At 66.4% G+C, this 18,999-nt stretch carries 22 protein-coding genes and 1 riboswitch; of the genes, 11 read left to right on the forward strand and 11 right to left on the reverse strand.

All coding sequences use genetic code 11. The features are described 5' to 3' along the window. The first annotated feature begins 32 nt into the window (after window positions 1-32). Window positions 33-824, forward strand: a complete 792-nt coding sequence (gene hyi / locus BRAD285_RS10085; RefSeq protein WP_006610665.1) for a hydroxypyruvate isomerase — start codon at window positions 33-35, stop codon at window positions 822-824. Window positions 825-1,024: 200 nt separating this feature from the next. Here the strand turns inward: hyi and BRAD285_RS10090 are convergent, their stop codons facing one another. Both BRAD285_RS10090 and BRAD285_RS10095 read right to left on the reverse strand, forming a co-directional pair. Then, window positions 1,025-1,489, reverse strand: a complete 465-nt coding sequence (locus tag BRAD285_RS10090) for a hypothetical protein (RefSeq protein WP_006610664.1) — start codon at window positions 1,487-1,489, stop codon at window positions 1,025-1,027. 439 nt (window positions 1,490-1,928) lie between these two features. Beyond that, window positions 1,929-2,198: a hypothetical protein gene (locus BRAD285_RS10095; RefSeq protein WP_139020594.1), complete on the reverse strand. Its 270-nt coding sequence runs from the start codon at window positions 2,196-2,198 to the stop codon at window positions 1,929-1,931. 394 nt (window positions 2,199-2,592) lie between these two features. Here BRAD285_RS10095 and BRAD285_RS10100 point away from each other — a divergent pair, with 394 nt between their 5' ends. From BRAD285_RS10100 to BRAD285_RS10115, 3 genes are all read left to right on the forward strand, one after another. Beyond that, window positions 2,593-3,225, forward strand: coding sequence for a glutathione S-transferase family protein (locus BRAD285_RS10100; RefSeq protein ID WP_006610662.1), 633 nt, complete (start codon window positions 2,593-2,595; stop codon window positions 3,223-3,225). 94 nt (window positions 3,226-3,319) lie between these two features. Continuing rightward, window positions 3,320-3,733, forward strand: coding sequence for an NAD(+)--rifampin ADP-ribosyltransferase (arr, locus tag BRAD285_RS10105; RefSeq protein WP_006610661.1), 414 nt, complete (start codon window positions 3,320-3,322; stop codon window positions 3,731-3,733). An 887-nt stretch (window positions 3,734-4,620) separates the two neighbouring features. Next, entirely contained in the window at window positions 4,621-5,010 is a 390-nt protein-coding gene (locus BRAD285_RS10115) for a DUF1236 domain-containing protein (protein WP_006610660.1), read from the forward strand. A 52-nt stretch (window positions 5,011-5,062) separates the two neighbouring features. On the opposite strand, the gene BRAD285_RS10120 is transcribed toward BRAD285_RS10115, so the two are convergent. From BRAD285_RS10120 to BRAD285_RS10130, 3 genes are all read right to left on the reverse strand, one after another. After that, window positions 5,063-5,416 carry a VanZ family protein gene (locus BRAD285_RS10120; RefSeq protein ID WP_006610659.1) on the reverse strand — a complete coding sequence of 118 codons (354 nt, stop codon included), beginning with the start codon at window positions 5,414-5,416 and terminating at the stop codon, window positions 5,063-5,065. Between the two features lie 129 nt (window positions 5,417-5,545). Continuing rightward, the gene (locus BRAD285_RS10125; protein ID WP_006610658.1) at window positions 5,546-6,145 is read right to left on the reverse strand and encodes a thiamine pyrophosphate-dependent enzyme; all 600 of its coding nucleotides are present in this window, start codon (window positions 6,143-6,145) and stop codon (window positions 5,546-5,548) included. Next, entirely contained in the window at window positions 6,142-6,690 is a 549-nt protein-coding gene (locus BRAD285_RS10130) for a thiamine pyrophosphate-binding protein (RefSeq protein ID WP_006610657.1), read from the reverse strand. Before BRAD285_RS10130 ends, BRAD285_RS10125 begins: the two co-directional genes overlap by 4 nt. Window positions 6,691-6,824: 134 nt before the next feature. Between BRAD285_RS10130 and BRAD285_RS10135 the strand changes: the two genes are divergently transcribed. Genes BRAD285_RS10135 through BRAD285_RS10140 form a run of 3 tightly spaced genes read left to right on the forward strand, consistent with a single transcriptional unit; the run spans window position 6,825 to window position 8,520 of the window. Then, window positions 6,825-7,874: a hydroxyacid dehydrogenase gene (locus tag BRAD285_RS10135; RefSeq protein WP_006610656.1), complete on the forward strand. Its 1,050-nt coding sequence runs from the start codon at window positions 6,825-6,827 to the stop codon at window positions 7,872-7,874. Between the two features lie 32 nt (window positions 7,875-7,906). Then, window positions 7,907-8,335, forward strand: coding sequence for a hypothetical protein (locus tag BRAD285_RS35330; protein ID WP_139020593.1), 429 nt, complete (start codon window positions 7,907-7,909; stop codon window positions 8,333-8,335). After that, entirely contained in the window at window positions 8,308-8,520 is a 213-nt protein-coding gene (locus BRAD285_RS10140; protein ID WP_006610655.1) for a hypothetical protein, read from the forward strand. The genes BRAD285_RS35330 and BRAD285_RS10140 overlap by 28 nt, the downstream gene beginning before the upstream one ends. Window positions 8,521-8,529: 9 nt before the next feature. Here BRAD285_RS10140 and BRAD285_RS10145 read toward each other — a convergent pair whose 3' ends face one another. Continuing rightward, complete coding sequence (locus BRAD285_RS10145) at window positions 8,530-9,093, reverse strand: GNAT family N-acetyltransferase (protein WP_006610654.1); 564 nt, start codon at window positions 9,091-9,093, stop codon at window positions 8,530-8,532. 8 nt (window positions 9,094-9,101) lie between these two features. Further along, the gene (locus tag BRAD285_RS10150) at window positions 9,102-11,459 is read right to left on the reverse strand and encodes an Orn/Lys/Arg decarboxylase N-terminal domain-containing protein (protein ID WP_006610653.1); all 2,358 of its coding nucleotides are present in this window, start codon (window positions 11,457-11,459) and stop codon (window positions 9,102-9,104) included. A gap of 209 nt (window positions 11,460-11,668) precedes the next feature. Between BRAD285_RS10150 and cobT the strand changes: the two genes are divergently transcribed. Genes cobT through cobS form a run of 3 tightly spaced genes read left to right on the forward strand, consistent with a single transcriptional unit; the run spans window position 11,669 to window position 14,030 of the window. Then, window positions 11,669-12,721, forward strand: a complete 1,053-nt coding sequence (gene cobT, locus BRAD285_RS10155) for a nicotinate-nucleotide--dimethylbenzimidazole phosphoribosyltransferase (protein WP_006610652.1) — start codon at window positions 11,669-11,671, stop codon at window positions 12,719-12,721. After that, window positions 12,721-13,314, forward strand: a complete 594-nt coding sequence (locus BRAD285_RS10160) for a histidine phosphatase family protein (RefSeq protein ID WP_006610651.1) — start codon at window positions 12,721-12,723, stop codon at window positions 13,312-13,314. Before cobT ends, BRAD285_RS10160 begins: the two co-directional genes overlap by 1 nt. After that, on the forward strand, window positions 13,311-14,030 hold the full coding sequence (cobS, locus tag BRAD285_RS10165) for an adenosylcobinamide-GDP ribazoletransferase (protein ID WP_006610650.1): 720 nt from the start codon (window positions 13,311-13,313) through the stop codon (window positions 14,028-14,030). The genes BRAD285_RS10160 and cobS overlap by 4 nt, the downstream gene beginning before the upstream one ends. Here the strand turns inward: cobS and cobD are convergent. After that, window positions 14,027-15,052 carry a threonine-phosphate decarboxylase CobD gene (gene cobD, locus BRAD285_RS10170; RefSeq protein WP_006610649.1) on the reverse strand — a complete coding sequence of 342 codons (1,026 nt, stop codon included), beginning with the start codon at window positions 15,050-15,052 and terminating at the stop codon, window positions 14,027-14,029. The genes cobS and cobD overlap by 4 nt on opposite strands. A gap of 36 nt (window positions 15,053-15,088) precedes the next feature. Between cobD and cbiB the strand changes: the two genes are divergently transcribed. Beyond that, window positions 15,089-16,060 (forward strand): adenosylcobinamide-phosphate synthase CbiB, encoded by a 972-nt coding sequence (gene cbiB, locus BRAD285_RS10175; protein ID WP_006610648.1) that lies wholly within the window; start codon window positions 15,089-15,091, stop codon window positions 16,058-16,060. Here the strand turns inward: cbiB and BRAD285_RS10180 are convergent. From BRAD285_RS10180 to cobU, 3 genes are read right to left on the reverse strand one after another with little or no spacing between them, the layout of a single operon-like run. Beyond that, a complete protein-coding gene (locus BRAD285_RS10180; RefSeq protein WP_006610647.1) occupies window positions 16,055-17,539 on the reverse strand; it encodes a cobyric acid synthase in 1,485 nt (494 codons plus the stop codon). The two genes, cbiB and BRAD285_RS10180, sit on opposite strands and share 6 nt — an antisense overlap. A 3-nt stretch (window positions 17,540-17,542) precedes the next feature. Further along, window positions 17,543-18,151 (reverse strand): cob(I)yrinic acid a,c-diamide adenosyltransferase, encoded by a 609-nt coding sequence (cobO, locus tag BRAD285_RS10185; RefSeq protein WP_006610646.1) that lies wholly within the window; start codon window positions 18,149-18,151, stop codon window positions 17,543-17,545. Between the two features lie 16 nt (window positions 18,152-18,167). Further along, window positions 18,168-18,704, reverse strand: a complete 537-nt coding sequence (cobU, locus tag BRAD285_RS10190; protein ID WP_006610645.1) for a bifunctional adenosylcobinamide kinase/adenosylcobinamide-phosphate guanylyltransferase — start codon at window positions 18,702-18,704, stop codon at window positions 18,168-18,170. Window positions 18,705-18,738: 34 nt separating this feature from the next. Further along, a riboswitch (cobalamin riboswitch) is annotated at window positions 18,739-18,931 on the forward strand. Window positions 18,932-18,999: the final 68 nt, after the last annotated feature.

Raw genomic sequence — 18,999 nt, forward strand, 5'->3', positions numbered from 1 at the left:
CGCATCCGCCGCTCTCATCCGAGGACCAGACCATGCCGCGCTTCGCCGCCAATCTCACCATGCTTTTCAACGAGCTGCCGTTCATGGAGCGCTTCGCCGCCGCCAAGGCGGCCGGCTTCAGCGGTGTCGAATATCTATTCCCCTACGACTTCGACAAGGCCGAGCTGCGCGAGCAACTCGCCCGCCACGGCCTGACCCAGGTGCTGCACAATCTGCCGGCCGGCAACTGGGCCGCGGGTGAACGAGGCATCGCCATCCTGCCGGACCGTGTCGATGACTTCCGCGACGGCGTTCGTCGCGCGATCGAGTATGCAAAGGCACTCGACTGCCGCCAGCTCAACTGCCTCGTCGGGTCAGCGCCTGATGGCGCCGATCCGCGCGAGCTCAATCAGACGCTGGTGCGCAACCTCCGCTTCGCCGCGACCGCGCTGAAGGCGCAGGGCATCAAGCTCCTGATCGAGCCGATCAACACGCTCGACATTCCCGGCTTCTATCTCAACCGCACTGCCCAGGCGCTGCAGCTGATCTCCGAGGTCGAGTCCGACAATTTGTTCGTCCAATACGACGTCTACCACATGCAGATCATGGAGGGCGACCTCGCGCGCACCATGCAGAAGCATCTCGCCCGCATCGGCCACATCCAGCTCGCCGACAACCCCGGCCGCCACGAGCCTGGGACGGGCGAGATCAACTACCCCTTCCTGTTCCGCCACCTCGACGCCATCGGCTATGGCGGGTGGATCGGCTGCGAGTACAAGCCTCAGACGACGACGGAAGCGGGACTCGGCTGGCTGACGGAGCGCGCTCCCGTTTCCACGAACTGAGCTTTGCACGTGTAGTTCGGCCCGGATGTCGCCGGCAAGGCAACGCGGCTGCCAGCCTCGCTACGCAGACGGCTAGCCAGCCTTCTCCACAGAGCAGGGAGCGCTCCCTCTCCCCGTTCTTCACGGGCAGAGGGTCGGGGTGAGGGGCAGCCACACGCGAGATCTATATAGGCCTCGCAACGCACAGCATCTAGCGCCTTCTACCGCTGTTCGCTGCGCGCACCCTGGCCATCGCTCGCGCAGGGCCGGTACAGCGCTTGGAGCTGCGCGCCGCGAAGGAAGATCATGCGCGAGGTCATGCCGCCATGGCGCGTGATCCATTTCTTCACCGCGGCTGGGTAGCGGTCATAGAGCATCTGTGTTGCTTCAGGGTTGGGAATAGGCTTTCCATCCGGCCCAGGATTGTCCGCGACCTTGAAGCCGAAGGCGGCTCTTGGGGTCACACAGATGTTGTCGTGAGGAATGTAGGACAGAACGAGCGTGCAGGCGCCGGCGCAGATCCCGTCAATGATGACGGACGCGCCAAAATTGCGCAGAAGCTCGAATCTGTCGACATAGTTGCCGATCCGTCCGCCCGGATCGAAAACAATGCGTACGGCTGCATGGCTCTTCCCTGTGCTCCCCAGCACGAGCGCCGCGACCAGGATCCCCCTCAACAACCTCATCTGTCCCCCGCGTCCAACTCCATCGCCACACGCGATGGATGGGGGGCCCTACCGCATTCTTCTCGGAGCGTCCACGGGCAAGCACGGCCGGGCTCACCGCCTGCGATCGGATGAGTTCATCATGTCATCATGAATGGGCTGGGGTGGACGACGGCCGCGCGAAGATGCCAGCGAGCTGAGCGCGTCAGTTGGCCGACCGGCCCCAGCCAGGCTGCGCCAGATCCGTCGCTCTTTGCCGTGTGCTGAGTGTAGCGCCGCCTTTCGGCGAGGGTGTTGCCAGCGAGATGCCGCCGCTGGCGCGGGGCTGCCCAGCGGCGGCGATCTCAATGGCGCCAAGCATCCGCACCGATACGTCGATTCCTGACGATATCGGTCGTGCCGTTCAGAAGGTCGTAGTCGTCAGCAGAGCACCGGCCGTGGTGCAAATCTTCACGCGAGGTCAGGTTTTGAAGCCGAGGCTCGAGCAGTACCACCAGATGTCATTGGTCCGCCAACCCATCTTGATCGAGGCCGAATGGCAATCGGCATAATCCTTGAACTGGTACACGTTCTTGCAAGCCGCAAAGGCGGGCCACACGCCGCCGGTGCAGCCAGTGCCTGTAGCCGGGCTTTGAGCGGGCCCAGCGTGCAGCGCACGCCGGTCCTCGGCATTGGCGGGCGCGACCGCAGCCGCCACCAGAGTCAGAGCCAAGACGAACAAGACTTTCATGGTCATCTCCTCTCGGTTGAGCACAATCAGGAGAAGCACCATAGCAGGATGTCTACCGCTCGAATAGCGAGATTCCGACCGCGACGCGGCGCGTATGTGAAGTCTGTCGTTCGGATGCGTCTAATCAGTTGGTCTCATCATCCATGAAGGCGTCATACGTTGCCCGAGTTCGGTCACTCGCGGAATGGCGCCTGGCCGGCGCGGCTAGGGATGACGTTTCGTCTCGCCACATAGGTTGACCGCACTCCGACAGATTCCGCAGGCCAAAGGTCGTCCGAGGTCCCCGATGTCATCTGTCGCGACCGTGTTTGCCCAATGCTATTTTTTCGGCACCCGCGTGTCGGGACGACCAGTGGTGAATCGTCCTCGGGTGGACAGCTGAGGAACCTGCGCGATGATCACAATCTTCGGAGAGGGCAGAGGCTTTCGGGTCGTCTGGCTGCTGGAGGAGATGGAGCTGCCGTACCGGCTCCGGGATGTGGATCTCCTGGCCGGGGTCGACAACGACGCTGAGTTCCTCGCGATCAATCCGGCCGGGTTCATCCCGGCGATGCAGGACGGCGATGTCACGATGGTCGAGTCGGTCGCCATCATGGAGTACATCCTGGCGCGGTATGGGCCGACGGCGCTGGCGCCGGCAGCTCAGGATGCGGCGTTTCCAGCCTATCAGCAGTTTCTTCACCTCGGCGAGGCCGGCCTCGCCGCCTCGCTTTATTTCGTGTCGGGCGCCCGGCATCTCGCGCCGGAGAGCGAGCGCGACAATTGGAGCGCGCGTCAGGCGATGGGCGTGTTCACTACCCGAATGACCCTGGTGACGCGACAGCTGGAGCGCGGACCCTACATGGCCGGCGATGCATTCACCGCGGCGGACATTTCCGTCGGCTACGCGCTCGAAATGGCCCGGAAGAACGTCGGCGTCGCGTTCGACGGGGCGGTGCAGGCGTACATGACCCGGTTGCGAGCCCGTGCCGGCTATCGGCGCGCCTTGGAGGCGTGCCACGCCACGCGGCGCTGGTGGACTAGCTAGACGACGAAGCGCCCCGGCGATCTCAGACATGGGCCTGTCCGCATCCATGATAAGGGCCGGGCTCGCCCCGAAAGGATTCTATTCGAGGTCATTGATGTCACATGTTGCGACCGTTTTTGCTCAATCCTTCTTTCACGGCACGCGCGCCGATTTGAGGCCCGGTGATCTGATTGCCGTTGGCTATCCCTCCAACTTCACCGAGGCGGAGCCGCTGTCCTGGGTCTACTTCACGGCGACACTGGATGCGGCGATCTGGGGCGCGGAGCTTGCCGCAGGTGATGGACGTGAAAGGATCTACGTCGTGGAGCCGACCGGGCCGATCGTCGATGATCCGAACCTGACCGACAAGAAGTTCCCGGGGAATCCGACGCGCTCGTTTCGATCGCGCGCGCCGCTGCGCGTTCTTGCCGAGGTCGTCGGTTGGCACGGGCACGCGCCGGATGCGGTGAAGAACATGAAGGAGGGCGTTGCGCGGGCGATGGTCGAGGGGCGGGGCCTCATCGATTGAGGGGCGCGATTGTCGTCCCGATTGGTGTCATGATGGTGAGCATCTCCTTTGCCTCCATCCGCCCCGACGTCCGCGCAGCAGGGGCCGCTTGCCCGTCGGGCAAAGCAGTCCTGGCGTTTTGCGCGACGCGACCAATCCCGCCGCAGGCAGCGTTAGTACGTCGCTCAGGGCGGCTTGAATTTCGTAAGTGCGATCAGGCCGATGCAGTCTTGACGACGGGGCTGCAAAAAATGTCTTTCTTTTTTTCGGAAATCGTGCATGATGCACGCATCCCGCCTCGATGAGAGGGACGTTGCGCGCGATCGTCACGACACGTGAGGCGGGGATGCGGTGGCCGTGGGGTGTCGCAGCATGTGCTTGCGCATGCGGACGAACGACACGTCACGGACGCGAAGTCGCGTGGTCCTGGCCTCCCGATGCCGAGGTCAAGGTCGCGTCGAGAGCTTTCGCTCTCACGCGAACGACGGGGTCAATCAGCCGGTCCCCGGGGAGAGCGCGAAAGAAGCGTTAAGACCGCCGCGCAGGGAATGCCGGATGACCGGCTGAACCTGTGGTACCTGCCGCCTGCATTCTTGTTCGCAGGCGGGCCATGGGTTGCGGCCAGCACCCGGCATTCCCTGCGCCCTCTCGATTCATCGAAGGGCCCCATCGATCGCAGGACTCGGGCGTGATCCGCCGCGAGAGGGCGAACGCGCGTGCGCTGTTTGAAGCGTGGATAGTAGTGAGCCATCTCTCCGCCTTGGGCGCAGAGCGCCGGCCTCTGTCTCTGCTGCCTTCGCGCCATTTCGTTCCTGCTGACATGATGAAGTTTCAGCCATCTGGAACCGGAACCACAGGCGATCTCCCGGTGTTGAGCGGGCACCTTGAACACACTGGAGGAGAGAATGATGAGGACCCGTCTTGCCGTTTCGCTGATCGCCGGCTCGCTGCTGGCGTCGACCGCTGCCTTCGCCCAGTCCACCACCGTCGAAGGCGCCGCCAATGGCGCGGCCGCTGGTGGTGCTGTTGCCGGTCCGGTTGGCGCCATGGTTGGCGGTACCGTCGGTGCGGCCGTCGGCGCTGGCCTGGAGATCCCGAATGCGGTGATCAACTCGATCGACGCCGAGCGTTATCCGTCCGTCGTGGTGCGTGAGCGCGTTGTGGTCGGCGAGCCGCTGCCGGATACGGTCGAGCTGCGGCCGGTGCCGCGCTACACCGAGTATCGCTATGCCGTGGTGAACGATCGCCGCGTGATCGTCGATCCGCGCACCCGCCGCGTCATCAAGATCATCGAGTGATCTGACACTGTGACGATGAGGGGCCTCGCCGCCGTCGCGGCGGGGCCTCTTGTCACGCCGCCTGCGGGCGGAGCTGCCGGATGAGCCAGTCGATGGCCGCAGCGAGACCAAAGCCTGCGCAGGCCGCCGCAGCGTCGACGATGAAATCCTCCAGACGCGCGTGCCGTCCGGGCGCCACGAATTGGGCGAGCTCGAGGGCTCCGATCAGGATGACTGCGATCGCGGCCGTCAGCAGCCGGTGGCCGCGATAGGCAAGGCCGAACGCAAGCCCGACCAGAATGAAGGCAAGGGCGTGCTCGCCATCCTGCCCGAGATGGGAATGCGGCCGATATTTCGGTGGTCCGAGCGTTGCGAACGCGACCGCTGCGGCGAGCAGCCAGGCTGACAGGCGAATGACGATCTTCATGCATGCTGCATAGCATGGTCCGGGCCAGCGGCCGGCTTCAAAGCCGCTTGAGGCGACGGTGTAGTTAACGGGGCTTCGGGATCGGTCGAGCCCGTCTCATCGTACCATGCGGTTCGTCCGCGCGACGCCTCAGATCGGCAGCCGGACGCCGAGACCCTGCATGAAACGTTCGCGGATCTGCGCTGGATCGCGGCGCGTTGCGCCGACACCGGGCCGGTCGTCGATTTTCGCCGCGATCAACATCGGGCCGGACGCGTCGCGTGCGACATCGACCAGCCGTTCGAAATCCGCTTCGTCGGCGGCCCAATGGCTGGACGCGATGCCGCAGCCTGCGGCAATGGCCACGATGTCGGCCCGCTGGGCTGGCGTCGGCTGGCCGCCGGTGATCTGGTACATGCCATTGTCCATGACGATGATGGCCAGATTGTCGGGCGCCAGCGTCGCAATCGTGGTCAGGCAGCCCAGCTGCATCAGCAGCGAGCCGTCGCCTTCGAGCGCGAACACGCGGCGTTGCGGCTGCGCCAGCGCAACGCCGAGCGCGATCGGGCAGGCCAGCCCCATGCTGCCGAGCATGTAGAAATTCTGCGGCCGCGGGCCCGAAGCCCAGAGGTCGAAATTGGTGTTGCCGATGCCGCCGATCACGGCCTCCTCGCGCGTCAGCTTGGCGACCAGCCGGCAGGTGAGATCATGACGGTTCATGACCTTGGTGTTGGGAATGGCCGCACTCATGCGAACACCTTTCCGCCGGTGAGCAGGGGTGACAGGATCAGCGCCACCGGCGCCTGCGTCGCCACCGCCTGCTTGATCGAGCGGTCGACGGTGAATTCGAGCTCGTCGAGCCGGGTCATGGTGTGGTGCTCCATCGCCAAGGCATCGAGCACCGGCCGCATCGTCCGGCACACCAGCGACTGGCCGAGATTGAACTCGCCGAGCGTGCCGCGCTCGGAGACGATCATGATCAGCGGGATCTGGCAGGGCACGACCAGCGAGGCGAGCGCATTCGCTAGGGTCGCGAAGCCGGAGGTCTGCATCAGCAGCGCGCCGCGCCGCCCGCCCATCCAGGCGCCGGCGAGGATACCGACCGCTTCCTCCTCGCGCGCGGTGGCGAAGGTGGTGAAGAACGGGTCGTCGTGGAGGCCTTGGATCAGCGGCGTCAGCACGCGGTCGGGAACGTAGGGGGCGAGCGTGATCTCGTTGCGCTTGAAGGTGCGCAGGATGATGTCGGGCCAGCTCGGCGCGGAGGGGGATCGCGCCGCATCGGCGTCAGTGGGCATGGTTCCTCCCGCTCTTGGTCTGGCGGCGTAGGGGCCGAGCTTGACGCCGCCGGATCGATTGTCAACATGCCGGCCGGTCAGGCATCTGCCTTTCGTGTCCGACAACAAGCAAGAAACCAGGAGGTCGCCTGTTCATGGCCGCGAATTCCAAGCGCGTGTTCTATGTCAAATATCTCGCCCATCCGATCTTCAGCGAGCTGCTGGCCGCGCGTCCCGACGTCCGGCTCGACCGGCTGGAGAATGACAGCGCCGAGGCCGACACGGCACAGGTCCTCGCGGCGGCCCATGCCTACCAGATCGGTGCGGCCCGCGACGAGTTGGCGCCGCGCTTCCATGTCGACGCGGATCTCCTGCGACGTGCGCCGGGCCTCCTGATCGTCTCGAGCAACGGCGCGGGCTATGATCCGGTCGATGTCGAGGCCTGCACGGCGGCCGGCGTGCTGGTCGTCAACCAGTCCGGCGGCAATGCGCACTCGGTCGCCGAGCACACGCTGGGAATGATGCTCACCCTGTCGAAGCGCATCATCCAGTCCGACCGCCGCCTGCGGCGCGAGCCCAACGTCAACCGCAACGATCTGATCGGCAACGAGGTGCAGGGCCGCGTAGTCGGCATCGTCGGGCTCGGCAATGTCGGCCGAAGGGTGGCCGAGCTGTGCCGCGGCCTGCTGGGCATGACGGCGCTGGCCTATGATCCGTATCTGTCGGCCGAGGAGATCGCGGCGCGCGGCGCGGAGAAGGTGGACCTCGATGAGCTGATGCGTCGCGCCGACTTCGTCTCGATCAACTGCCCGCTGACCCGGGAGAGCCGCGGCATGATCGGTGCGCGGGAGTTCGCGTTGATGCAGCCGAGCGCCTATTTCGTCACCACTGCGCGCGGCTTCATTCATGACGAGGACGCGCTGCTCGCGGCCCTGACCGAGCAGCGCATCGCCGGCGCCGGGCTCGACGTCTGGGCCAAGGAGCCGCCGCCGCCGGACCATCCGCTGCTGCAGCTCGACAACGTCTTGGCGAGCCCGCACACCGCCGGCGTCACCCGCGAGGCGCGGCAGAACATGGGCCGCATCGCCGCCGAGCAGCTGCTCGGCGCCCTCGACGGCGGCCGGCCGCCGCGCCTGATCAACCCCGAAGCGTGGCCGCGCTACAGCGCCCGGTTCCGCGAGGCGTTCGGAGTGACGCCGGACTAGCCGGGAGAGGCGCAACACGAGGAGAAGATTTCATGCGTCGCAGGCTGCAGCGCAGCAATGAATCTTCTCTCCGGAGCGGCGGCGGCGAAGCAGTCATTGCTATTTTCGCCGCCGTCTCGACAGCCGCCAGGCGGCCGATCATTTTTGCCAGGAGCGCCATGAGCTTGAGCCTGATCTTTCGCTCGGCGCCGAAGGGAAAATGGTCCGATGCGCCGTCTGAATGCCATCCTGAAATCCGCTCCTGGCCGCGTGCGGCGCGCGGTCTCCAGGTTCGTCGCCATCGCCGCCGCGAGCCTGCCTGCCGCCGGCGCCTGAGCGCTGGTTCCGTCTGCTGCATCAAATATTTGCGTCGGCCGCTTGATATCGGTCAACAGCGGACCGCGAGGCGCGGTAACATCAGCTTCGAGCACTGCTTCAAGGGCAGGGAGGTTGCATGTCGCGCTATGTCATCCATTTCATGAAGGACGTGCTGGGCGAGAACGGCCGCCAGTGCGAAATCTGCCAGAGCACGCTGGAGGTTGAGGCCGAGAGCGAAGGCGAAGCGGCAGAAATCGCCAAGCAGGAATTCTGCAAGACGCAGAATTTGCGCGACTGGTCGCTGCACGCCGACCGCATGCAGGTGAAGGCGGCGGACTTCCCGTCCTGACGGAAAGGCTCAGCGGGCTGGCGCCTCGGCCGAGCCGGGGCCGAGGGAGCGCTGGACCATCACCGTGTCGGACCAGCGGCCGTAGCGGTAGGCGACACCCGGCAGCAGGCCGACCCTGATGAAGCCGAAGCGCTCGTGGATGCCGAGCGAAGCGGTGTTGTCGGCATCGATATAGCCGATCATCCGCCGATAACCGGCGGCGGCCGAGGCATCGATCAGCGCCTGCATCAACAGCCGGCCGACGCCGCGGCCGAGATGCTCGTGATGGACATAGATCGAGTGCTTCACCGCGAAGCGATAGGCCGGCCGCTTCCGGAACTGCACCACATAGGCATAGCCAATGACCTCGCCGCGAAACGTCGCGACCAGATGCGGCAGGCGATGATTGCGCAAATTCTTGCGCCGCTGCTTGAGATCGTCAGGCTCCGGCGCGCCGGTGCCGGCCGCGCTGTCCTCGACACCGCGGCGGATGTGCCGCCGGTAGATCGACAGCATCGCCTCGACGTCCTCGTCACGCGAGGGCCGGACGAGGACTTGCGGTTCGGTCTCGAGCGCCGGGATCGTGGTGTCCATGGAAGGAATTACTCTGCGCAGACATAGGTATGGAGCCGGATCCGGCCGGACTCGTCGACCTCCTTATACAGTCCCTGAATCTCGACGTCGAAACCCGGGAACGTGTTGAAGGCGCGCTCGAACATCTTGAGGTAATCGATCATCGGCTTGGCGCGCTCGGACAGCCGCTCGCCCGGCACGATGGTGGCGATGCCCGGCGGGTAGACCACGAAGGGCGTGGTCGCGATCCGGCCGGCGATCTGGTCGATCGGCAGGTAGTCGACCTCGTTGCGCATCAGCGCCCGCGCCGCTTCGCGCGGCGACAGTGCGATCTCCGGTAGATGCTGCGGCTGGAATTGTTTTGCCTGCAATGCGCTCACCTCGGCCTCGCGGTAGAAGCGGTGCATCTCGCCGCAGAGGTCGCGCAGCCGCACCTTGCCGTAGCGGCCGAAGCGGCGGCGGGTGAACTCGGGGATGGCGTCCTCGAGCAGCACGTTGTCGTCATGCAGCCGCTTGAAGGCGACGAGTCCGCTGATCAAGGTGCCGGCCTTGCTGGCCTCGACACCCGGCGTCAGCAGGAAAAGCAGCGAGTTGAGGTCATTCTTTTCGGCGACGATCCGGTTCTCGCGCAGATATTGCGCAACGACCGGCGCCGGGATGCCGTGCTCGGCATAGCCGCCGGTGGCGCGGTCGAAGCCGGGGGTGAGCAGGGTGAGCTTGTTCGGATCGGTCATGGCGAAGCCGGGGGCGAGATCCGGAAAGCCGTGCCAGGCCTCGCCCGGCGCGAGCTGCCAGAGCGAGGCATCGGTCGCGAGCTGGTCTGTCGAGATCGCCTCCCAGGCGACGTCGTGGCGGCCACCGGGGCTCGCTGCATCGGGGATCGAGACCCGGTCGGGCACGAACGGCTCGAAGAACCAGCGCCGCGCCGGATCCTTCTCCTTCTCGTCGAACTCCCGGCGCATCGCCCGGATCTTCTTGCGCAATTCGATGCCGAGTCGGATCGTGTCGTCCCACAGCACCTCGCCCGAGCGGCCCTTCATCATCTGCGCGCCGACGTCGAGCGAGGCGAACAGCGGATAGAACGGCGAGGTCGAGGCGTGCTGCATGAAGCTTTCGTTGAAGCGGCGATGCTCGACCCGGCGGCGCTGGCCCTTGATGTGGCGGTCCTTGATGTGGATCTGTGACGCCTGCGAGAAGCTCGCGAGCTGCTTGTGGGTCGATTGCGTGGCGATGATGCCAGGCGCGTCGGGCCCGAGCTCGGACAGGCCCATCGCGAAGCGGCCGGCATAGAGCGGGTGGAACTTCATGAAGCCCGCCCAGGCCTCGTCGAACATGATGTAGTCGCAGAGGTGCCCGATGCGCTTGAGGATCATCTCGGCGCTGTGGATGGTGCCGTCATAGGTGCACTGCTCGACCACGGCGACGCGGAACGGCCGCTGCTTGCGCCAGGCATCGGGGTCCTTGACCAGCGGATTGTCGCGGATCTGCTGCCGGAGATGCTCCTCTTCCAGGAGATCCCAGCGCATCGGGCCGATCAGGCCCCAGGCATTGCGGACCGTGGAGACATAGATCGGAACGCCGCCCGAAATCAGCAGCGCGCCGTGATGCGCGGCCTTGTGGTTGTTGCGGTCGAACAGCACGAGGTCGCCATCGGTGACCAGCGATCCCAGCACCACCTTGTTGGAGGTCGAGGTGCCGTTGAGCACGAAATAGGTCTTCTCGGCGCCGAAGATCTGCGCCGCCTCCTTCTGCGCCCGCAACGCCGGACCCTCATGGGTGAGGAGGTCGCCGAGATCGAGCACGGAATTGTCGAGGTCGTCGCGGAACACGGCCTCGCCGAGATGCTCGACGAAGATCCGGCCGATCGGGCTGCGGCTGTAGAACACGCCGCCATTATGCCCGGGACAGGTCCAGAGCTGGTTGCCTTCCTCGGCATAGTCGACCAGCGTGCCGAAGAACGGCGTCTTGAGCGTCTCGGCATATTGCTTGAGCCGGCTGATCAGATTCTTGGCGATGAACGCCGGCGTCTCCTCGGAGAGGAAGACGTAGCCATCGATGAAGTCGAGCACCTCGACCGGCAGATCCTCGAACCGCTTGCGGCGAATGAGGAGGATGATCGGGAAGTCCAGGCCGCGCCGCCGCATCAGGTTGATCAGCGACGCCGTCTTGCCCTCCAGCCCCTTCTTGCCCCAGTCCACCACCATGCAGCCGATCGCAGCATCCGTCTGCACCGCGATCTCGGCATCCTCCAGCTTGCGGGCGCGCACGACCTCGAAGCCCGAGCGCTGGATCTCCTCGATGATCTGATTGAAGCGGACGCCGGCGAGATCGTCGGTCTCGAAGACGGGTGCGGCGAACAGGAAGGTGAAGCGGCGGAAGTAATCCATGGACGTCTTTCGAGCTGGGTGGGGCAGCCACCTGTCAACGCGTTCGATGACAGTTGCATGACAGTCGGGCCGTCGGCCAGCGCCGGTTCTGCCGACGACCCCAGCTCCGTTCGCGTGCTGTCGCTTGGCGGCGGTGGCCCGGCAGCGCTTGTCATGGCGGTGAGGCGGTGGCAATCGTCGGATCCCGAGCAACGCCAAAAGGACAGATCGTGCTCCCTGACTGGATCAATTCGGAGTGTCCGGCGCCGTCCGAGGCGCACCGAAAAGCCGCCCTCGCGCGCCAGGCGCAACTGACCAAGCCGCTCGGCGCGCTCGGCCGGCTGGAGGAGGTCGCGGTCGAATTGGCGGCGCTGCAGGCCGTGGAGCGGCCGGGTGCGGATCGAGTCCCCGTGGTGCTGTTCGCCGGGGACCACGGTATCGCGGCGCAGGGAGTTTCGGCCTATCCGCCGGAAGTGACCGTGCAGATGCTGCACAATTTCGCTGGCGGCGGCGCGGCGATCTCGGTCCTGGCGCGGACTTTGGGCTGTCCACTCGAAGTGGTCGACGTTGGTACGTTGGCCGATGAACCGGTGCGCGGCGTGGTCGTCGACAAGCTGCGGCGTGGCACGCGCGACTTCAGCATCGAGCCGGCGCTGACGCCGGACGAGGTGGCCTACGCCTGCGAGGCGGGGCGTCGGGCGGTCGCACGGCAGTCCGATCACGCACCTGACCTTGTGATCTTCGGCGAGATGGGGATCGGGAACACCAGCTCGGCGGCGGCGATCGCAGCCGCGCTGCTCTCCTGCGCGCCGGCCGACATCGTCGGCAGTGGTACAGGGCTCGATGCCGATGGACGCGCTCGCAAAGCCGTGGTGATCGCCAAAGCGCTGGCCCGGCATGGCGTCACCGCTGACGCCGTGGCGGATGTCCTGGCTGCCGTCGGCGGTCTCGAGATCATCGCGATGGCCGGAGCGATCATCGCGGCTGCGCAGCGGCGCTGGCCGGTGCTGGTCGATGGCTTCATCGTCTCGGTCGCGGCGCTGGTGGCGGTCAGGCTCAATCCGTCGTGCCGGCCTTGGCTGCTGTTCTCGCATCGCTCGGCCGAGCGCGGCCATGCCCTGGTGCTCGATGCGCTCGGCGCGCGTGCGCTGATCGATCTCGACCTCAGGCTCGGCGAGGCCTCGGGCGCGGCCACCGCGCTGCCGATCATTCGGCTCGCCTGTGCGCTCCACCGGGGCATGGCGACTTTTGCGGAGGCCGCCGTCTCCGGGCGCGAGGCCTGATGCGGCTCGACCTGCTGCGGCATGGCACCACCGGGCGCGATGGCTATCTCGACGGCCGCACCGATCCGCCGCTGAGCGAGGCGGGCTTCGAGCAATTCCGGCGGCAGACGCAGAGCAGGGCATGGCGCCGCATCGTGAGCTCGCCCTTGGCGCGGGCGCGTGCGGCAGCGGAGGACTATGCCCGACAGGCTGGGGGCGAGTTGCACGTCGATCCCGATTGGAGCGAACTGCATTTCGGACGATGGGACGGACGCAAGCGCAGCGATATCGTAAGCGACCCGGAAGGGGCCGCCTTGCTGGAGACCTTCTACGCAGATCCCGCCGTCGCAGCGCCCGACGGGGAGAGCTGGGCCGATCTGCAAGCAAGGGTGTCGCGCGCGGTGGACCGCGTTCTCGCTACGCCCGAGCCTGCGCCGGTCCTCGTTGTCACGCATGGCGGCGCGATCCGCGCCGCGCTGACGCATCTGCTCGGCTGGCCCTTGCACCAGCTGTGGAGTCTGCGCATTCATCCCGGCACCCGTCTCACGCTCGAAGCCGGGCAGAGCGCGGATGGCGCGCCGTGGGCCGAAATCGTCGAGATCATCCAGCCATGAGTTTGCGTGAATTCTGGATCGCCCTGCAGTTCCTGACGCGTCTGCCGACACCGCGCGTGGCGGACTCTCGGCCTGATGATCTCGCGCGGGCGTCGATGTGGTTTCCGGCCGCGGGCCTGGTGATCGGTGCCTGTCTCGCGATTCTCGCCCGGGTCTTCCAGAGCGCCGATCCGTGGATTGTCGCGCTCGCCGTGCTCGTCGGCTGGATCTGGATCACCGGCGCGCTGCATCTCGACGGGCTCGGCGATGTCGCCGATGCGTTCGGCGCCTCGCATGGCAAGCCCGAGCGTTTCGTCGCCGTGCTCGGCGATCCCCATGCCGGCAGCTTCGCCGTCGTCGCGATCGCGCTTCAGATCGCTACGAAGCTGGTGTTGATCGCGGAGCTGGCAACCGGGCCGACGGCCTGGGCGCTGGTGCTGATCCCGGCCTGGGCGCGTCTGGGGACGTTGGTCTGCACCAAGACGCTGCTGTCGCTGAAGCCCGGCCTCGGCGCCAGCGTCTCCAACAGCGTGGGCTGGAAGGTCATCGTCGGGTGGGGCGGCTTGCTCGCCGTCGGCGCGCTCGTGGGTGCAGTTCCCACGTTGATCGCGATCCTGCTCATCCCGTCGATCGCCTTCTACTGGCAATGGCGGCTCGGCGGCATCACCGGCGACTGTCATGGCGCCAGCATCGAGGTGACCGAAACGCTGTTGCTCGCCGCCTGCGTGCTGGGCTAGCCGGCAAGCGCTTCCGCGAGCCGCTGCCACTGCGCTTCATCGCCCGGCAGTCCGAAACGTAGCCAGCTCGGCTGCGCTGGGAAGCGCCTGACATGAATGGCGTGACGCGCGAGGCGCTCGGCGATGTTGCTCGCCTTGGCGGATGCGACCAGCCGGAACAGCGGCGTGCCGCCGATGGCCATACAGCCAGCTTGGGATAGAAGCGCGTCAATGCGCACGCAATCCTTGGCGAGGCGCGCGCGTGTCTGATGCAGCCACGCCTCGTCGGCCAGCGCGGCCGTACCGGCGGCGAGCGCCGGCCCCGACACCGCCCACGGCCCGAGCTCGTCGCGGATCTGCCGTATCATGTCGTCGGAGCTGATCGCAAAGCCGAGGCGGATCCCGGCAAGGCCGTAGACCTTTCCAAAAGAGCGCAGCACGATCGTGGCTGGCGGCAGATCGGCCGCGAGACTTGCTTCAGGAGGATACAGGTCCACGAAGGCTTCATCGACGATCATCAGGCCGTCGCGCCGGCGCAACGTCGATGCCAGCCGGACCAGCGCATCGCGCGGCTGCAGGCGGCCGGTCGGATTGTTGGGATTGACGATCACCGCGACATCGGCCCCGGCGAGCGCATTGAGGTCGTCGGCCAATTCAACCCGATGGCCGCCGCGGCGCCAGCACAGCGCGTGCTCCTCATAGGTCGGCGCGAGCACGGCGACGCGCGAGCGCGGGCGCAGCCTTGGCAGCACCTGCAGCAGCGCCTGCGTGCCGGGCGCGGCAACGATCGTCTCGCGGTCCGGGACGCCGTAGCGCGCCGCGGCCGCGGCCAGCAGCGCGCGCTCCTCGGATTTGCTCGGCAAACGCGCCCAACTGGTGGGCGCAAGCTCTGGCGGAGGATAGGGAACAGGATTGATGCCGGTCGACAGATCGATCCAGGGATGCGGCGCATCGGGGTAGCGACGGCTGATCGCATCGAGATCGCCGCCATGAGCGATGGCTTCCGGCGTCTCGGATCGCGTGCTAGTCGCTCTCTGGTCCACGTCTATCCTTACATGTCTATTCCTTAGCGGAGATCGATGTTCGTCTCTCTCGCGCTCGCGGCGCTCCTCATCGAGGCGGCCGCTGGTTACCCGCAAATCCTGGTGCAGCGCATCGGCCATCCCGTGATGTGGATCGGCGCGCTGATAGCATGGGCCGACCGCCGCTGGAACAGGGACGGCGACAGCTTTGCGACGCGCCGGGCTTACGGTGTCGCGCTCGTGGTCCTGCTCGTAGCCGGGATGGCCGCCATCGGCCTGGCCGCGACCTGGCTCTTGACCACGGTTCTCGGCGACACTGCCGCAACGATCGTCCTTGCTGTGCTGGCGAGCAGCCTGCTGGCGCAGCGCAGCCTCGATACGCATGTCGCCGCCGTCGCGGAGGGACTGGAGACCTCAGGGCTCGCCGGTGGACGTCGCGCGGTGGCGATGATCGTCGGGCGCGATCCCGAGCGGCTGGATGAAGCCGGAGTGTCGCGCGCGGCGATCGAAAGTCTCGCCGAGAATTTCTCGGATGGCGTCGTCGCACCATTGTTCTGGCTGTTCGTCGGTGGGCTCCCGGGCATCCTGATCTACAAGGCGGTCAACACCGCCGACAGCATGATCGGACATTTGTCCGAGCGCCACCGTGCGTTCGGCTGGGCTGCGGCGCGGCTCGATGATCTCATCAACCTGCCGGCATCGCGGCTGTCGGCGGTTTGGATTGCGGCGGCAGCCTGCTGTGTTGCCGGCGCGTCATCCGAGACCGCGATGCAAACCGTCGCGCGCGACGCCGCCAAGCATCGCTCGCCGAATGCCGGCTGGCCCGAGGCTGCGATGGCGGGGGCACTGGGACTGCGTTTGGCCGGGCCGCGCGTCTATCACGGTCAGCTCGTCACCGATTCCTGGATGGGAAACGGGCGCGCCGATCTGAATGCTTCGGACATCCGGCGCGCGTTGCGGCTCTACCGGCTGGCGTGCCTGGTTCAGGCTTTCGTCATCGCCGTCATTTTCCTCATCCAGGTGCTATGAGCTGCCACGCGGGATCGGCGCGCGCGCCAGCGCAAGAAGGCCGCTGACATCGACATGGCGCTCCACATGCGCTGCGAGCGCATCCAGGGTGGCGTCGACGTCACGCTCATAGGCGAGGCCGGTCGTCGTCGCACCGAGTTGCCGCAGCCAATGCGCGCGCAGGCCATCATCGGCGAACAGGCCATGCACATAGCAGCCGGCGATCTGGCCGTCGGCTGCAACAGCGCCGTCGGTGCGGCCGTCGGCGAAGGTCAGGAAAGGGCTTTCGGTCGCTGGACCCTCCGTGCGGCCGATATGCATCTCGTAGCCGCGGAACGGCACGTCATAATGCATCAGCGTGCCCTGGACCTCGCGGAGCGCCTTGTCGTCGGTCAGGATAGTTGTGACATCGAGTAGTCCGAGGCCTTCGACAGAAGCTGGCGCTCCCTCCCGACCGTCGGGGTCGCTGATCGTCCGTCCGAGCATCTGATAGCCGCCGCAGATGCCGAGCACGCGGCCACCGCGGCGCAGATGCGCCACGAGATCGACGTCCCAACCCGTCTCGCGCAAGGCGGCGAGATCGGCGATGGTCGCCTTCGAGCCGGGCAGGATGACGATGGCGGCATCGCCGGGGATCGGCGTGCCCGGCCGCAGGAAGTGCAGGTCGATGCCATCCTCGAGGCGAAGCGGATCGAACTCGTCGAAATTGGAGATGCGGGGATAAGCCAGCACGACGGCTTTCGGGCGTTGTCCACCGCCCGCGCCGCGCTCCGCGAGCCCCAGCGCATCCTCCGCGGGCAGACGGCGTGCATCGGAAAAATGCGGGACGAGGCCGAGCGACGTCCATCCGGTCCGTGTCGCGATCTCGTGCATGCCGGATGCAAACAGAGCGGGATCACCGCGAAACTTGTTGACGAGAAAGCCTGCGACGAGGCTGGCATCCTCCGCGGCGAGCACCGCCTTGGTGCCGACGAGACTCGCGATGACCCCGCCGCGATCGATGTCGCCGATGATGACGACCGGAATTTGCGTCGCCTGTGCGAAGCCCATATTGGCGATGTCGCCGGCGCGCAGATTGATCTCGGAGGCGGAGCCTGCGCCTTCGACCAGCACGATGTCCGCGTCGGCAGCCAAGTGATGGAAGCTGTCGAGGACAGCGCTCATCAGCTGCGGCTTCATGGCTTGATAGGCGGACGCCTTGGCGTTGCCGATGACGCGGCCCTGCACTACGACCTGTGAGCCGATTTCGCTTTGCGGCTTCAGCAGCACCGGGTTCATGTGCACGGTCATCGGCCGCCGCGCCGCGCGGGCCTGCAGCGCCTGGGCGCGGCCGATCTCGCCACCGTCGGCGGTGACGGCCGCGTTGTTCGACATATTCTGCGGCTTGAACGGCGCCACCTTCAGCCCGCGCAGGGTCAGCGCGCGCGCGAACCCGGCGACGATCAGCGACTTGCCGACGTCGGAGCCGGTGCCCTGGAACATGATGGCGCGCGCGCTCATGGTCTAGAACTCGATGCCTTCCTGGGCCTTCACGCCGGCCGAGAAGTGGTGCTTGACCAGAGTCATTTCGGTGACGAGGTCGGCCGCCTCGATCAACTCGGGCTTGGCGTTGCGTCCGGTGACCACGACGTGGAGATCGGGACGGCGCGCGGCCAGCGTCGCGACGACGTCGCCGATCGGCAGATGATCATAGCGCAGCGCGATGTTGAGCTCGTCAAGGATCAACAGCCGGATCGATGGATCGGCCATCAGCTCCTTCGCCTTGGCCCAGGCGCGTTCGGCCGCCGCGACGTCGCGGGCGCGATCTTGTGTTTCCCAGGTGAAGCCCTCGCCGAGCGTGTGCCACGATACTTGATCGCCGAACGTCGCGATCGCCTTGCGCTCGCCGGTCTCCCACGCGCCCTTGCCGAACTGCACCACGCCGATGCGGAGGCCGCGGCCGAGCGCGCGCAGCATCAGGCCCCAGGCTGCCGTCGATTTGCCTTTGCCTTTGCCGGTGTGGACGATCAGCAGGCCTTTCTCGACGGTCTTCGACGCGACCTCGGCATCCTGCACCGCCTTGCGGTTCTCCATCTTGGCCTTGTGGCGCGAATCGTCGGCGCTCTCGGTCATCGGTTCATCCTCTTGTTCATTTCAAGGTGAGTGGCAGGCCGGCCGCCATCAGAATCACACGGTCTGCCAGCGCCGCGACATCCTGGTTCAGCCGCCCCTGGGCATCGCGAAAGGCGCGTGCCAGCGCATTGTCCGGCACGATGCCGAGACCGACCTCGTTGGAGACGGCGACGATCGGACCGCGCGCAGTTCTGAGCGCGTCGATCAACTCGGCGCAAGCTGCTGGAACATCCCTGTCGGCAAGCATGACGTTGCTCAGCCACAGCGTCAGGCAATCGATCAGCATCGGCGCGGGCTGTTCCGCGCGTTCGCGGATGAGGCCGGCGAGATCTTGCGTCGTCTCCAGCGTCTGCCATCCCTCAGCACGTCGCGCCTTGTGATGAGCGATGCGCTCGGCCATTTCGTCATCGAAGGCCTGCGCAGTCGCAACATAGATCCAGGGCGGCGCTGTGACGGTGACCAGCGCCTCGGCATGGCGGCTCTTGCCCGAACGCGCGCCGCCGAGCACCAGGGTCAGGCGCGGCAGAGCGGGGTGCGGCGGGGCAGGGGGCATGGGGACGATTCCGATTGACGGGCTTTGGCCCGACCCGTATCTAACAGATGACGGTTCTCCGAAAGGAGAGATTTAGGGAACACGGTGCGGGTTCGCGCCCTAGGCCGTGGCTGCCCCCGCAACTGTAATCGGCGAGTGTGAGGCCAAGACACCACTGGGCAACCGGGAAGGTGGTCTCACGCAGCGACCCGAGAGCCAGGAGACCTGCCGTCGACATTGCTGTTGGCCGACCCGTCGCGCGGGGAGTCGCGATGCTGGTTCTGATCCTGCCGGGATGGGCGGGATGCCGTCGGAT

This window comes from Bradyrhizobium sp. ORS 285 (assembly GCF_900176205.1).
GTDB lineage: Bacteria > Pseudomonadota > Alphaproteobacteria > Rhizobiales > Xanthobacteraceae > Bradyrhizobium.